The organism is Cryobacterium roopkundense (assembly GCF_014200405.1).
Classification (GTDB): Bacteria; Actinomycetota; Actinomycetes; order Actinomycetales; family Microbacteriaceae; genus Cryobacterium; species Cryobacterium roopkundense.
This window is the reverse complement of record NZ_JACHBQ010000001.1, coordinates 4,277,486-4,290,694: the sequence shown is the minus strand read 5'-3', so window position 1 is coordinate 4,290,694 and position 13,209 is coordinate 4,277,486. Positions and strand designations below refer to the sequence as shown.

Annotated in this window: 18 protein-coding genes; 8 read left to right on the top strand and 10 right to left on the bottom strand. The window is 64.5% G+C overall.

The window, feature by feature from the left end:
- Positions 1 to 4 precede the first annotated feature (4 nt).
- The 5 genes from BJ997_RS19955 to BJ997_RS19935 are packed head-to-tail and all read left to right on the top strand — an operon-like array spanning position 5 to position 3,108.
- Positions 5 to 328 (top strand): hypothetical protein, encoded by a 324-nt coding sequence (locus tag BJ997_RS19955; protein WP_035837032.1) that lies wholly within the window; start codon positions 5 to 7, stop codon positions 326 to 328.
- Positions 325 to 1,413, top strand: a complete 1,089-nt coding sequence (locus BJ997_RS19950) for a sigma-70 family RNA polymerase sigma factor (RefSeq protein WP_084141262.1) — start codon at positions 325 to 327, stop codon at positions 1,411 to 1,413. Before BJ997_RS19955 ends, BJ997_RS19950 begins: the two co-directional genes overlap by 4 nt.
- Positions 1,414 to 1,463: 50 nt before the next feature.
- Positions 1,464 to 1,823, top strand: coding sequence for a DUF7882 family protein (locus BJ997_RS19945; protein ID WP_052542318.1), 360 nt, complete (start codon positions 1,464 to 1,466; stop codon positions 1,821 to 1,823).
- A gap of 9 nt (positions 1,824 to 1,832) precedes the next feature.
- A complete protein-coding gene (locus tag BJ997_RS19940) occupies positions 1,833 to 2,093 on the top strand; it encodes a hypothetical protein (RefSeq protein WP_183323701.1) in 261 nt (86 codons plus the stop codon).
- Between the two features lie 34 nt (positions 2,094 to 2,127).
- Positions 2,128 to 3,108 carry an o-succinylbenzoate synthase gene (locus BJ997_RS19935; protein ID WP_035837033.1) on the top strand — a complete coding sequence of 327 codons (981 nt, stop codon included), beginning with the start codon at positions 2,128 to 2,130 and terminating at the stop codon, positions 3,106 to 3,108.
- 182 nt (positions 3,109 to 3,290) lie between these two features.
- Here BJ997_RS19935 and ccsB read toward each other — a convergent pair whose 3' ends face one another.
- Genes ccsB through BJ997_RS19910 form a run of 5 tightly spaced genes read right to left on the bottom strand, consistent with a single transcriptional unit; the run spans position 3,291 to position 7,966 of the window.
- Positions 3,291 to 4,241, bottom strand: a complete 951-nt coding sequence (gene ccsB / locus BJ997_RS19930) for a c-type cytochrome biogenesis protein CcsB (protein ID WP_084141264.1) — start codon at positions 4,239 to 4,241, stop codon at positions 3,291 to 3,293.
- Between the two features lie 51 nt (positions 4,242 to 4,292).
- Entirely contained in the window at positions 4,293 to 5,978 is a 1,686-nt protein-coding gene (gene resB / locus BJ997_RS19925) for a cytochrome c biogenesis protein ResB (protein WP_052542319.1), read from the bottom strand.
- Positions 5,962 to 6,723: a cytochrome c biogenesis CcdA family protein gene (locus BJ997_RS19920; protein ID WP_035837035.1), complete on the bottom strand. Its 762-nt coding sequence runs from the start codon at positions 6,721 to 6,723 to the stop codon at positions 5,962 to 5,964. Before BJ997_RS19920 ends, resB begins: the two co-directional genes overlap by 17 nt.
- A 2-nt stretch (positions 6,724 to 6,725) precedes the next feature.
- A complete protein-coding gene (locus BJ997_RS19915; protein WP_052542320.1) occupies positions 6,726 to 7,322 on the bottom strand; it encodes a TlpA family protein disulfide reductase in 597 nt (198 codons plus the stop codon).
- Entirely contained in the window at positions 7,322 to 7,966 is a 645-nt protein-coding gene (locus tag BJ997_RS19910) for a histidine phosphatase family protein (RefSeq protein WP_035837036.1), read from the bottom strand. The genes BJ997_RS19915 and BJ997_RS19910 overlap by 1 nt, the downstream gene beginning before the upstream one ends.
- A 79-nt stretch (positions 7,967 to 8,045) precedes the next feature.
- Here BJ997_RS19910 and aspS point away from each other — a divergent pair, with 79 nt between their 5' ends.
- A complete protein-coding gene (aspS, locus tag BJ997_RS19905; RefSeq protein WP_084141263.1) occupies positions 8,046 to 9,359 on the top strand; it encodes an aspartate--tRNA(Asn) ligase in 1,314 nt (437 codons plus the stop codon).
- Between the two features lie 58 nt (positions 9,360 to 9,417).
- On the opposite strand, the gene BJ997_RS19900 is transcribed toward aspS, so the two are convergent.
- From BJ997_RS19900 to BJ997_RS19880, 5 genes are all read right to left on the bottom strand, one after another.
- The gene (locus BJ997_RS19900) at positions 9,418 to 9,717 is read right to left on the bottom strand and encodes a Dabb family protein (protein ID WP_035837038.1); all 300 of its coding nucleotides are present in this window, start codon (positions 9,715 to 9,717) and stop codon (positions 9,418 to 9,420) included.
- Positions 9,714 to 9,983 (bottom strand): glutaredoxin family protein, encoded by a 270-nt coding sequence (locus BJ997_RS19895; RefSeq protein WP_035837039.1) that lies wholly within the window; start codon positions 9,981 to 9,983, stop codon positions 9,714 to 9,716. Before BJ997_RS19895 ends, BJ997_RS19900 begins: the two co-directional genes overlap by 4 nt.
- A 93-nt stretch (positions 9,984 to 10,076) precedes the next feature.
- Positions 10,077 to 10,175 (bottom strand): 30S ribosomal protein bS22, encoded by a 99-nt coding sequence (locus BJ997_RS19890; protein ID WP_003792170.1) that lies wholly within the window; start codon positions 10,173 to 10,175, stop codon positions 10,077 to 10,079.
- Between the two features lie 81 nt (positions 10,176 to 10,256).
- Positions 10,257 to 10,451: a helix-turn-helix domain-containing protein gene (locus tag BJ997_RS19885; RefSeq protein WP_035837060.1), complete on the bottom strand. Its 195-nt coding sequence runs from the start codon at positions 10,449 to 10,451 to the stop codon at positions 10,257 to 10,259.
- Positions 10,452 to 10,530: 79 nt separating this feature from the next.
- Positions 10,531 to 10,977, bottom strand: coding sequence for an ArsR/SmtB family transcription factor (locus tag BJ997_RS19880; protein WP_035837040.1), 447 nt, complete (start codon positions 10,975 to 10,977; stop codon positions 10,531 to 10,533).
- 74 nt (positions 10,978 to 11,051) lie between these two features.
- On the opposite strand from BJ997_RS19880, the gene BJ997_RS19875 reads away from it, so the two are divergent.
- Positions 11,052 to 12,494 carry a TrkH family potassium uptake protein gene (locus tag BJ997_RS19875; RefSeq protein ID WP_052542322.1) on the top strand — a complete coding sequence of 481 codons (1,443 nt, stop codon included), beginning with the start codon at positions 11,052 to 11,054 and terminating at the stop codon, positions 12,492 to 12,494.
- Positions 12,487 to 13,158, top strand: a complete 672-nt coding sequence (locus BJ997_RS19870; RefSeq protein WP_035837041.1) for a potassium channel family protein — start codon at positions 12,487 to 12,489, stop codon at positions 13,156 to 13,158. The genes BJ997_RS19875 and BJ997_RS19870 overlap by 8 nt, the downstream gene beginning before the upstream one ends.
- Positions 13,159 to 13,209 lie beyond the last annotated feature (51 nt).

The following is a 13,209-nucleotide window of genomic DNA, read 5'->3' as shown; positions in this document are numbered from 1 at the left end:
AGTGATGGCCCACGAAATCGACAGCGCACACACCAGCCCGACCGCCGGCGAGACGGCAACCAGAACGTCCGAAATTGACGCCCCGCACAACATTTCAGTGACAGCGCTGTCACCGAGCGAATGGCGCGTGAGCAACGCCGCTCTCTCCGAAGACGACCCGGCCGGGCTGCTGGGTTTCATCCAGCTAGTGAAGACCGCTTACGAGGTGACCAACCTCCGTCTGCTGCGCGAGCGCAGCTACTTCTCTTCCTTCGATCGGGCGGCCGCAAGCCTGGCCCCCCAATCCAGTTCGACGAGTTCCCTCGCCAACCGAAAGGTGCTGAAATGACCGTCACAGTCGACGAAAACCGCACGACGAAGCTCCGACCAGGCAGTCCCTCTGCCGAGATCCCCCCGCTGGTTGAAACGTTCACCGCTGAAGCGCGGCTAACCAGCGCCGCCAGCCGTGCCGCCGCCGCTGCCGCCCGAACCGAGCAGTACAGTGGGGCATCCACGGATGCCTTCGGCGACTACCTGCGGCGCATCGGCAAGGGCCGACTGCTCACCGCCGAGGAAGAAGTCGACCTCGCGCGCCGAATCGAGGTGGGTTTGTTCGCCGGCGCCAGACTCGTGCAGCAGCCCATCGACGCGGAGGTGAACGGGGAAGACCCGATTTTCGACGCCGAGGAGCGCCGGGAACTCACCTGGCTCGTGCACGACGGTCGCCGAGCCAAGAACCAGTTCATCGAAGCGAACCTGCGCCTCGTTGTCAGCATTGCGAAGCACTACTCGGGTCGCGGCGTTCCCATCATGGATCTCGTGCAGGACGGCAACATGGGCCTCGTGCGCGCGGTCGAGAAGTATGACTTCATGACTGGATACAAGTTCTCGACCTACGCCACCTGGTGGATTCGCCAGGCAATCCACCGCGGCATGGCCGACAAGTCCCGCATGATCCGCATCCCGGTGCACACAGCCGAGAAGCTCAACAAGATCAAGCGCATCCGTCGGGATCTCACGAGCACCCTGGACCGTGACCCGACGCCCCGTGAAATCGGCGAGATCGCCCAAATTCCGGTGCGCGACGTGCTGCGTCTCCTGCAGTACGATAACGAACCCATCTCCCTGCACACTCCGGTCGGCGACGGCGCCGGCGATATGGCGGAACTCATCATCGACGATGACCTTCCGCAGCCCGATGAATACGCGACCCTCGCACTCCGCGCCGCCGACATCCGCTTCTTTCTCGACACCCTGCCCACGCGCGAGCAGTCGATCTTGCGGGCCCGCTTCGGCCTCGACGGCGACGAGCCCCGCACTCTCGACCAGATCGCACACATCGAAGGTGTGACGCGGGAGCGGGTTCGCCAAATCGAGAAGCGCGCCCTGGCCCTCCTACACGTGCCACGTCTGGAGCACTATTTGAAGGACTAGTTCACGGTTTCGGCGTAAGGTCGCAGCAACTGATTCATTGGAATGGTGAAATGGGAAAGCTGACCTATGATTCGACCCTGACTGCGGACTTTGATGACAGAGTGCTCGCCCACATCCAGGTGGTGGTCGGTGCCAAGTTGCGCCGCGGAGAATCCTTCTACTTCAGCTGGCGCGATGACCCCAAATCGGGAGACGGCCGCAGCACGATTTGGATGCACCCTAGCATCCCAGTGTCGTACAAGTACTTCGGCAGCCGATCGCCCAGCCTGAATCGAGAGTGGATCGAGGTGCTGATGGCCACTGCAAATTCTTCGGGCGGCCTGCAGATCGTTCCCGAGCCCCACGCCCCGTCGATCGTGCCGGGAGTTGATAGCGACCTCGTAGCCAACCACTTCACCAAGCTCGACTAAGGAGCCCTCATGAGTCGGATTGACATCGTGTACGGCGGACGTCCGTACTCGCTTGGTGGTCGGGACGTGGAATCGATCCAAGTCGAGATCGACTCGGCCATTACGGCCGGCGTGCCCTACTGGCTGCCGGTCAACGCCGGCGAGGGCCGCTACGAAGACGCCTTCCTGCTCATCGCGCCGGGCATCCCGATCGCCCTCGTGCACGCACAGGTCAACGGGGTCAGCCACGAGAACGACACTGCGGAATCGTTCATCCCCGACGGCTTGTGATCGTTTCACAGCGGCGGACTGACACACTGGAAGCATGAAGCCCTCACTGCACGAGTTGCTCGATTCAGCACGCGTCGTCGCTTTGCCTGTCGTCGCCCGTTTTCGGGGCATCGACAGTCGGGAAGCGCTTCTGGTGGAAGGCCCGCAGGGCTGGACGGAGTTCTCCCCCTTCGTGGAGTACGACGACGCCGAGTCCCTCGACTGGCTCCGTGCCACGATCGACTTCGGCTGGAGTGAGGCTCCGCACGCGCTGCGCACGAGTATCCCGGTCAATGCCACGATTCCGGCCGTCGGCCCCGACGAGGTTGCCGCCGTGCTCGCTCGCTTCCCCGGCTGCCGCACGGCCAAGGTCAAGGTCGCCAGCCCAGACCAGACCCTCGCCGACGACATCGCTCGGGTGAGCAAGGTGCGCGAACTGCTCGGCGCCGAGGGTCGCATCCGCATCGATGCGAACGGCCTGTGGACGGTGGACGAGGCGGAGAAGGCCATCCATGCGTTGAACGTTTTTGACCTCGAATACGTGGAGCAGCCCTGCGCGAGCGTGGCTGAGCTCGCCGATATCCGCGAGCGCACCGCCTACCTCGGGGTGCCGATCGCCGCAGATGAAAGCGTGCGCAAAACCGGCGACCCCCTCGCGGTAGCCCGGGCGGGCGCCGCGGACATCCTCGTGATCAAGGCCCAGCCGCTGGGCGGCATCCGTGCGGCACTGTCCATCATCGGCCAGACCGGCCTGCCCGTCGTGGTCTCGAGCGCCCTCGACACATCGATCGGTATCTCGATGGGCGCGCACCTCGCCGCGGCCGTTCCCGGTCTCTACTTCGACTGCGGGCTCGCCACCGCCTCGCTGCTCCTCGGCGACGTCACGAGCGACCCGCTGCTGCCCGTCGACGGAGAGATCGCCGTGCGTCGCATCACTCCCGATCCGGCGTTGCTCGACAAGTATGCGGCCACGCCCGAGCGCCGCGACTGGTGGATCGCCCGTCTGGAACGCACCTACGCCCTGCTCGAGGACTGACCCGCCACCCCCACCGATCGGTCGGGGCCCAAGCCGAGACCCGCCCACCGAGGGCCCGACGACCCGTAAAACCGTGGAATCGCCTAACGCCGGGCGGCCTAACGCCGGGCGGCCCGACGCCGCAGGCGGCGTGTCACCATTGTGACCGGTTTTAGCGCGGGGTGAAGCGGATGCCGGGCTGCCTACAGTCCGGAGTAGGAGTGCAGGCCCTTGAAGAACACGTTCACGATGCCGAAGTTGAACAGCACTGCGGAGAAGCCGATGATCGCCAGCCACGCCGAGCGTGATCCGCGCCAGCCGCGGGTGGCCCGGGCGTGGATGTACCCCGCGTAGATCACCCAGATGATGAAGGTCCACACTTCCTTGGTGTCCCAGCCCCAATACCGACCCCACGCCTGTTCGGCCCAGACGGATCCGGCCATCAGTGTGAAGGTCCACAGGATGAATCCGATGATGTTCACGCGGTACGCGAGGTTTTCGAGGGTGAACGACGAGGGCAGCGTGGCGAGGAATCGCAGCCTGACGCTCTTCGCCTCGGCGGCGAGGCTTTCGCGCTGAAACTGGAAGAGCTGCACGGTGGACAGCGCGAAACCTATCGCGAAGAACCCGGTGGCGAGCGAGGCTACGAAAACGTGGATCACGAGCCAGGCCGACTGCAACGCCGGCGGCAGCGGAGCGATCTCCACGTAGAAGTTGAGCGCGGCGACACCGAGCAGCACGAGCACGAGGCCGGTGAGGAACGTGCCGAGAAAGCGCAGGTCAATGCGCGTGAGCACGATCAGGAACACCGTCACGATGAGAACGGTGCCGGTCATCGCGAACTCGTACATGTTCGCCCACGGCACACGGTCCGCGGCAACTCCGCGCAGCACCGTGGCCGCGAGGTGCAGCGCCCAGGCGAGCACCGTGAGCGAGACGCCGATGCGCAGGCTCGCCGAGCGGCCGTAGGGACTCGCCGCATCGTTGTCCATGCGGGCGCTCAGCCGGGTGAGTGTGGTGGTTCCGCCGCCGGCCGCGGCGGATGAGCCGCCCGCGGCATCCGCTACCGAGGCCTTGGCCTGGGCATCGACCGACGCGCTGCGCTTGGCGAGGTCGATCGCGAAGGCGATGAAGGCCACCGCGTAAATTGCCATCGCCGAATAGAGGCTGATGATGGAGAGCTCATTGAGATTCACGATGTAAGCCTAAGTCGGTTTGGGCGTCGGGTCGACGACCTGAATGGGGTTGAACTGGGCGGAATGCCTGTCGGCCAGGTCGGCCACCGCGGCTTCGAGGGCCGGGTCGTCACCGCGGGCGAGTCCGGCGTATTCGAGGCGCACGGTTCCGTCCGTCTGATCGACGGCCTTGACCCACACCCGGCGTCGGGGCACGAAAAGCCCGGTCAAAAGGCCAAACAGGGCCGCCATCGCGAACAGCAGCACCCAACCCTGCGTCGGATCACGGTGCACATCGAACGAGGCGAAGCGCGGAACCGAGGTGGAGAAATCGTTCGCGGCGGCGTTCGGGCTCGCGTTGTCGAAGGTGACGGTGCCGAGGCCGTTCGGCAGATCCACAGTTTCACCGGGCATCAGTTCGAGGGATTCCACCCCGGTGGCGCCCCCGGTGAGCGGGGTCATCTCGTCGGTGTTGAGCGAGTAAACGGATGTCGGCACGCCGGCGTCGAGACCCAGGTCCCCCGTGTAGACCCGCAGGGTGAGCACCGGGTACTCGAGGTCGGGGAATGACGAGAAGAAAGCGCCTGACTGAGTGTCGGCCTGTGTCGGGTAGAAGAACCCGATCATGCCCAGCTGCTCGGCGAGCCCGTCGGGTACCTTCACCACGCCGAGCGAGGTGAGGTTGGCGTCCTGAGGCAGGAAGGGAACCGAATCGGTGAAGACGGCCGTGCCGCTCGGATCTTTCACGGTGATGGTGGGCGCGTAGCCGTTTCCGAGCAGGAAGATGTCGGTGCCGCCGGTGCGCAGCGGTCCGTTGACCTTCACCTCGCCTTCGGTCTCTTTCGCCTCTTCGTCGGTGACCGTGACGCTCGCTGTGAAATCGACGGGCTGCCCGTAGGCCTTGAGGTTCATCTGCTCATATTCCACGGCGAAGTCGTCGAGTGTGAGCTTGTACGGGTCGAGGGAGTCGCTGTCGAAGAAACGGCCCGGGTTGAACGAGTCGTAGGCGAGCAGCGTGTTGACGAAGGTCTGCCCCTCCACGATCACGCGCTGACCGCTGAAGCCGTAGCCGCCGCCGAAGCCCACCGTGATGAGGATTCCCACGAGGGCGAAGTGGAACACGAGATTGCCGGTTTCGCGCAGGTAACCGCGCTCCGCCGAGACTGAGAACGTGGTGCCGGCTCGCGTGTCGTCGAACAGGACGGTGCGGTAGCCGCTGGATTTCAAGAGCGCACGTGCCGAGCCGATCGCCGCCGAGGCATCCGTTCCCGCGGGCGCCGTGCGCACGGTGAAACCGGCCAGCCTTGCCAGACGCGCAGGAGTCACCGGCGGCTTGGCGCGCAGGGCGAGAAAGTGGTGCTTGGTGCGCGGAATGACGCAGCCGATGAGGGAGACGAACAGCAGGATGTAGATCGCCGAGAACCACGCGGAGGAGTAGACGTCGAAGGCCTGGATCTTGTCGAGCATGGGCGCGAGATCGGGGTTGTCGGTGAAGTACTGCGTGACACCGTTTGGGTCCGAACTTCGCTGCGGCACGAGGGAACCCGGAATCGCGGCGATGGCGAGCATGAGCAGCAGGAAGAGGGCGGTGCGCATGCTCGTGAGCTGGCGCCAGAACCAGCGCAGCCAGCCCGTCAGGCCAAGCTTGGGCTGCACGATCTGGGCGTCGGCAGCCTGGGCCGGCGCGGAATCGTAGTGGTCAGATGGCCGGGACAAAGTTGCCAATCACCCCTTGCAGGTCGAGGAGCCACTGGCCCCAGATGCCGCTCACCATGAGCACGCCGATGACGATGAGGAAGACCCCACCGAACAGGTTGATAGCCCGGATATGCCGTTTCAAGAAGGCGACGCTTCCGGTGGCCCAGTTAAGGCCCAGCGCGATCAGGAGAAAAGGGATGCCGAGGCCGAGCGCATAGAACAGCGCGAGCAGCCCGCCCTGCCACGGGGATCCCGTGGTGAGGCTGAGCGAGTTGATGGCGGTGAGCGTGGGGCCGGTGCAGGGCGTCCACCCCACGGCGAAGACGGCGCCGAGCAGCGGCGCACCGGCGAGGCCCATCTTGGGTCGCCACTGTGTTTTCAGCGTGCGCTGCATCACCCCGAACTGACCCACGAACACGAGGCCGAGCAGGATCACGACCACGCCGGCGATGCGGCCTACGAGGTCGCGGTATTGATTGAGCCAGAAACCGGCCGCGCCGAACACCACTCCCGTGAGAACGAAGACGAGGGTGAACCCGAGGATGAACAGCGCCACTCCGGTGAGGAGCCGGCGGCGGCCGCGGCGGTCACCCTTGGCTGCGCTGGTGCTGCCGTCGGCGAACCCGCCGATGTAGGCCAGGTACCCGGGCACGAGCGGGAGGATGCACGGGGAAGCGAATGACACGAGTCCGGCGAGGATGGCGATCGGAATCGCGAAGAGCAACGGACCGCTGAAGACGATCTCACCGAACGGATTGCCCACGCCTAGGAGACCTCGGCAACGGTGTCACGGATCAGGGTTTCGAGGATGGAGGGCGACGTGACCTGGCCGAGGATGCGCGCGGCCACCCGCCCCTGCTTGTCGAGCACGAGGGTGGTGGGCACGGCGTTCGGCGGAATGCTTCCGCTGAACGCCAGCTGCATGCCACCGTCGTTGACGTCGAGCACGGAGGGGTAGGTGATGCCGTAGGTGTCGTTGAAGGCCATCGCGTTGGCGGCCTGGTCTCGCACGTTCACACCGAGAAAAGAGGCGCCGTTGTCTTCGAACTGGGCGTTGAGCTTCTGCAGGTCCGCAGCTTCGGCGCGGCACGGGGCGCAGCTCGCGTACCAGAAGTTCACCACGAGCACCTCGCCCGCGTAGTCGGCGCTCGCGAGAGTCTCGCCGTTCTCGCCGATGCCGGTAAAATCGATTGCTTCGCCTCGAGCGGATGCCGCAATCTCGGTGACGCTGCCGTCTCCCGCGATGAAACCCTTGCTGCTTCCCTCCCGGTACTGGTCGGCGAGCGGATCAGATGAGCAGCCGGTGAGAACCAGGGCGAGGGCGACGAGGCCGACCGTCATCGCAAGGCGAGGGGCGCGCATCAGACGGCACCGACATCCGTTGCCGAACCCTGCAGGTGGGCGGCCGGGCTGGAGTAGGCGGTTTCTTCGAAGTGGTCGCCGCGCCAGGAGACCGTCGTGATGCTCGAGAGGGCGCAGCGGCGCTTGCGCGGGTCGTGGGCGAGGCGCTCCTTCGCGAGCGCGCGGTGCACCATCCAGATGGGGAGTTGGTGGCTGACCAGCACGACGTCGCCGTCGTCGACGGAGTTCCAGGCGTCGTGGATGGCGGCAAGCATCCGATCGGCGACCGAGCGGAACGGCTCGCCCCAGCTCGGACGCATGGGGTTCACGAGGTAGGGCCAGTTACGCACGTCCCGCAGGGCGCCGCCCTCGCCGCGCATCCGCTTGCCCTCGAAGTGGTTGGTGGGCTCGATGATGCGCTCGTCGGTGTCAAGCTGCAGGGAGAATGCGCTCGCAATCGGCGCGGCGGACTCCTGCGCGCGCTGCAACGGCGATGCGATCACGCGCACCACGGGGCGCCCGCGGGTCACGAGGTCGGCGGCAGCGGCCGCTGCCATCTTCGCGCCCAACTCGGAGAGTCCATAGTTCGGCAGCCTGCCGTAGAGCACGCCCCGGGGGTTAAAAACCTCACCATGACGCACGAGATGAACTTGACTGGCTACCACCCACCCAGTCTATTGACAGGGCACCCGCGAATTTGCCGTGAGGCGGGCGGCTAAACTCAGACGTGTGACTTCGCGCGTAGTGATCAAGAACCTGTCCGCTCTCGACGACGGCCCCGTAACGGTGTCCGGCTGGGTCGATACCGTTCGAGACCAGAAGAAGGTTCAATTCGTCGTTCTGCGCGACGAATCGGGCGCCGTCCAGCTCGTCAACCCCCGCACAACGGATGCCGATGGCATTATCGTTGCCGACGAGCCGGCCACGAGCATCTCGGGCCTGGCCCAGGGCACCTTCGTGACCGTGACGGGACAGCTCAAGCACGACGAGCGTGTGAAGCTCGGCGGCATCGAAATCAAGCTCGCCACTCTCACCGTGGTGTCTGCCGCCATCCCCGAGACGCCGATTGCGGCCGACTCGAGCCTCGACAAGCGCATGGACTGGCGCTTCCTCGACCTGCGCAACCCGAAGCAGAACCTCATCTTCCGCATCCAGACCACGTTCGAGCACGCCCTGCGCACGTACTGGATCGAGCACGACTTCATCGAGCTGCACACCCCCAAGCTGATGGCGAGCGCGAGCGAGAGCCGCGCCGAGCTGTTCGAGGTGGGCTACTTCGACACGAAGGCCTATCTCGCGCAGAGCCCGCAGTTCTTCAAGCAGATGGCGCAGTCGGCTGGCTTCGGCAAGATCTTCGAGGTGGGCCCGGCGTTCCGCGCCGACCCCTCGTTCACCAGCCGCCACTCCACCGAGTTCACCAGCGTTGACTCGGAGATCAGCTGGATCGACAGTCACGAAGACGTCATGCAGTTGCACGAAGAGCTCATGGTGGCCGGCTTCAGCGCCGTCAGGGCGAAGCACGGCGACGAAGTCAAGGCCCTGTTCGACGTCGAGGTGACGGTTCCGAGCCAGCCGTTCCCACGTATCCCCCTCGCCGAGGCGAAGGAGATCGTGAAGAGCCGTGGCTACGAGGTTCCCCGCGACGACGACGACATGGACCCCGAGGGCGAGCGCCAGATCGCCGCGTACGTTGCGGAGAAGTTCGGGCATGAGTTTGTGTTCCTCACCGACTACGCCTCGAGCATCCGCCCGTTCTACCACATGCGTCACGAGGGCGACGAGAGCGTCACGAAGAGCTACGACCTCATCTTCAACGGCACCGAGATCTCGACGGGAGCGCAGCGCGAGCACCGCATCAACGTGCTTGAAGCGCAGGCGGTCGAGAAGGGCCTCGACCCGAAGGAGATCGAGGGCTACCTCGACTTCTTCCGGTACGGTGTGCCGAGCCACGGAGGATTCGGCATGGGCCTCGCCCGCGTGCTGATGCTCATGCTGCACCAGGCGAGCATCCGCGAGGTCACGTATCTGTTCCGCGGCCCCACCCGCTTGGAGCCGTAGCCCCAACGCGCTCCTCAACCGCTGGTCGACCAACGGGGTGGGGGCGCGAGGCCGGTCGCTAGACCGCCAGATCTACTGCGAGGCGGTCGGTGACGACGGTGCGAATAAAGGCACCGGCAGCCCTGTGATCCGGATGCGCCTGGTACCGCGCGAGGGCGTCAAGGTCGTCCACGTCCACGATCAAAGCCATGTCCCAGTTCTCGTCACCGGCGACGTCGGGGCCGACGGTCAGCGCGCGGATCTCGGGAACCACTCCCACGAGTGCCTCGAGGCGGCTCGCGACGCCGGCGGCATCAACGGCCTTCTTGCGGGGCGTGACAGCACTGAGCTTCCAGAAAACAATGTGACGAATGGTCATGAGACCTCCAAGAGGGCCGTGCGGAGACGCATCGGGTCGATGCGCCAGTAGTTGTGCACCTTGCCGTTGATGAGCAGCACGGGAATATCTTCGACGTAGAGATCGTGCAGCTCGGCATCGTCGAGAATGGACCGCTCCTCCACCGTGATGTCGGGGGACGGGCGTTCCGCCACGACCTTCTGCACGACCGTTGCCACGAGGCCACGTGCGTCGTCGCAGAGGTGGCAACCGGGCTTACCGATCAGTGTGAGGTGAATGTTCGCCATGGTCCAACCCTAGTTGAAGCCGAAAAGGGCAAGCAAAAAGCGCCAGACCCTTCGGGCCCAGCGCTCACGCTTGGTTACGGCCTAAAGACCGTCTTACTTCTTATTGCGACGCTGGTGGCGGGTCTTACGAAGCAGCTTGCGGTGCTTCTTCTTTGCCATGCGCTTGCGTCGCTTCTTGATTACAGAACCCACAGGACCTCACAAAGAGTTGATTCGCCGCGGGACTCGCGACAGACACGAAAATCCCATTCTACTGGAGAAATCCTCCGCGTTCTACGCAGAGTCGGCAATCGGGCTCTGAATGGCCAGCGCAACGGCCGATTCCGGCACCCGAAACGACCGTCCGAACCGAATTGCGGGCAAGTCACCCGAATGCACCATGCGATACACCGTCATCTTCGACACGCGCATCATGTCGGCGACCTCGGCCACGGTAAGAAACCGCACATCAGCCAAATCCGGTGTCACGATTCCCGCCTTCAGCGTCCACGAACGTGCACGAGAGATGTGCACTGAAGGTAACTCTAGATCGAGAGACCGTGGTCGTCTAGGCGTTCTTGCGCCACTTTTTCGCCGTGGCGTCTTTCACGACATGGGTCATCTGGTACGACGTGTCGGCGAATGCCTTGCCGATGGCCGAGGCGAACGCGCGCTGCTCTTCCTTCAGCCCGGCTTCCTCGGCGGCCTCTGCCTCTTCTGCGGCGTCGAAGTCGACGCTCAGGAAGGGGATGAGCCAGTCTTCGATGGCCTCCAGAGGCGCGTAGTCGAGGTGATAGTAGCGGTGTTGGCCTTCTTCGCGCACGCTCACGAGCCCGCTCTCGCGCAGCACCTTGAGGTGCTTCGAGACCGTCGGCTGGCTGAGCCCGAGGTTGCCGACAATGTCGGAGACGCTGAGCTCACCGCGAGCCTCGCCGCCCTGGTTGTGACGATCGAGGAGGATCCGAAGGATGTCCCGCCGGGTCGAATCCGCCACAACGTCGAAGATGTCTGCCATTCCCTCAGGTTAGTCACTCCTTACAGGGAGTACCATGACAAACTGTCGCGGGTCGCAGGTCTTGGGGGTTCCACGTGCAATCAAACGCCTCCGCCAAGCGGTTCGGGCACCACCAGTCCACCTGGTACGGCCGCATTCGCGACGGTGTCGATCACATCGTTCGAACGTCGCCGTCACGGTTTGCCATCCTGGTGTTCACGGCCCTGATACTGCTCTTCACAGTGCTGTTCTCGCTGCCGATCGCATCGGCCGACCGCACCATCACGCCCCTTTATGACGCACTTTTCACCGCGGTTTCCGTGATCTGCGTCACAGGTCTCGCCACGGTGGACATGGCCACCCACTGGTCACCCTTCGGGAACATCTTGGTCTTCGTGGGTGTGAACGTGGGTGGCATCGGCGTGCTCACCCTCGCCTCCATTATGGGCATGGTCATCTCCCGACGCCTCGGGCTGCGCGCCAAGCTCATGGCGGCGAGCGACTCGAACCCCTCACGCATCCACGCGGGACCGGTGAACGAGGGCCAGGCCATCCGGCTCGGCGACGTCGGCAGCCTGCTGCTCACCGTGGCGATCAGCGCCCTCGTGATCGAGGTCGGCGTTGCGGCGCTGCTCTTTCCCCGGATGCTCATCGACGGTGTTGGCGCAGGCGAGGCTCTCTGGCACAGTTTCTACTACGCCGCCATGGCGTTTACCAACACCGGATTCAGCCCGAACGCTATGGGACTTGGGCAGTTCGAGAACGACTACTGGTTTCTCGGCGCACTCATGCTCGGGGTGTTCCTCGGCAGCCTCGGATTCCCCGTGATCTATGCCTTCGCCCGCAGCTGGCGCAAGCCCCGGCTGTGGTCGCTGCACGTGAAGCTCACCCTTGTGACCACGATCGCGCTCATGTTCGCCGGAATGATCATCTACATCATTCTCGAATTCGACAATCCGAAGACCTTCGGGTCGCTGAACGCCGGCGACACAATATTCCAATCGCTCTTCATGTCGGTGATGACCCGGTCGGGCGGCTTCGCCACCATCGAAATCAGCGACCTGCACGGGTCGAGCCTGCTCGTGAGCAGCATGCTGATGTTCATCGGCGGCGGCTCCGCGTCGACCGCCGGCGGTATCAAGGTGACGACCCTCGCCATCCTCTTTCTGGCCGCCTTCGCGGAGGCCCGCGGCAAGGAACAGATGGAGGCTTTCGGGCGCCGCATCCCGAGCGACATTCTGCGCCTCTCGGTGAGCGTCGTGCTCTGGGGCGCCACAACCGTGGCGGTGTCCAGCATCCTCATTCTGCACATCACCCAGGCTCCGTTGGACCATGTGCTGTTCGACGTGATCAGTGCCTTCGCCACCTGTGGGCTGTCCACCGGTCTCACCGCCGACCTGCCGCCGGAGGGGGTCTACGTTCAGGCTGCCACCATGTTCATGGGGCGGGTTGGTACAGTGACACTCGCTGCCGCACTGGCGGCGAGCCAGAGCAGGCAACTGTTTAAGCGCCCGGAGGAAAGGCCCATCGTTGGTTGACCGCATCAAACACGACGCCCCCGTGCTCGTCATCGGGCTGGGTCGTTTCGGCGCCGCCACGGCAGGTCAGCTCGACCGACTGGGCCGCGAAGTGCTCGTCGTCGACATCAGCGAGGCCCTCGTGCAGAAGTGGGCGGAGCGCGTCACACACGCCGTGCAGGCCGATTCACGTTCCCTCGAAGCGTTGAAACAGATCGGCGCCCAGGATTTCTCCATCGCCGTGTGCGCGGTGGGCTCATCCGTTGAGGCGAGCGTGCTCATCACGGCGAACCTGGTCGATCTGAAGATTCCGCAAATCTGGGCGAAGGCCATTTCCAAGTCGCACGGCAAAATTCTTGAGCGCATCGGCGCCAACCACGTGATCTACCCCGAGGCGGAAGCCGGCGAACGCGCCGCCCACCTGGTGTCCGGCCGGATGCTCGACTTCATCGAGTTCGACGACGACTTCGCCCTCGTGAAGATGTACCCGCCCAAGCCGATTCGCGGCCTCAACCTGATCGACTCGGGCGTGCGGCGCAAGTACAACGTGACCGTTGTGGGCGTGAAGAGCCCCGGAAAACCATTCACCTATGCGACCGCCGACACTGTAGTGTCCAACCACGACCTCATTATTGTGTCCGGCACCGAGGCCGACATCGAGCGGTTCGCGGCCCTGGGCTCGTAGACCCTGTTTATGTGCGCAAGAGACCGTCAGTTCCAGGAAGGTTTAGCCTTT

Coding starts and splice junctions, on each gene's coding strand:
- BJ997_RS19950 (WP_084141262.1), top strand. CDS start 325: ATGACCGTCACAGTCGACGAAAACCGCACGACGAAGCTCCGACCAGGC.
- BJ997_RS19915 (WP_052542320.1), bottom strand. CDS start 7,322: ATGCGCGCCCCTCGCCTTGCGATGACGGTCGGCCTCGTCGCCCTCGCC.
- BJ997_RS19935 (WP_035837033.1), top strand. CDS start 2,128: ATGAAGCCCTCACTGCACGAGTTGCTCGATTCAGCACGCGTCGTCGCT.
- BJ997_RS19900 (WP_035837038.1), bottom strand. CDS start 9,717: ATGACCATTCGTCACATTGTTTTCTGGAAGCTCAGTGCTGTCACGCCC.
- BJ997_RS19880 (WP_035837040.1), bottom strand. CDS start 10,977: ATGGCAGACATCTTCGACGTTGTGGCGGATTCGACCCGGCGGGACATC.
- BJ997_RS19955 (WP_035837032.1), top strand. CDS start 5: ATGGCCCACGAAATCGACAGCGCACACACCAGCCCGACCGCCGGCGAG.
- BJ997_RS19940 (WP_183323701.1), top strand. CDS start 1,833: ATGAGTCGGATTGACATCGTGTACGGCGGACGTCCGTACTCGCTTGGT.
- ccsB (WP_084141264.1), bottom strand. CDS start 4,241: ATGGCAATTTACGCGGTGGCCTTCATCGCCTTCGCGATCGACCTCGCC.
- BJ997_RS19895 (WP_035837039.1), bottom strand. CDS start 9,983: ATGGCGAACATTCACCTCACACTGATCGGTAAGCCCGGTTGCCACCTC.
- BJ997_RS19945 (WP_052542318.1), top strand. CDS start 1,464: ATGGGAAAGCTGACCTATGATTCGACCCTGACTGCGGACTTTGATGAC.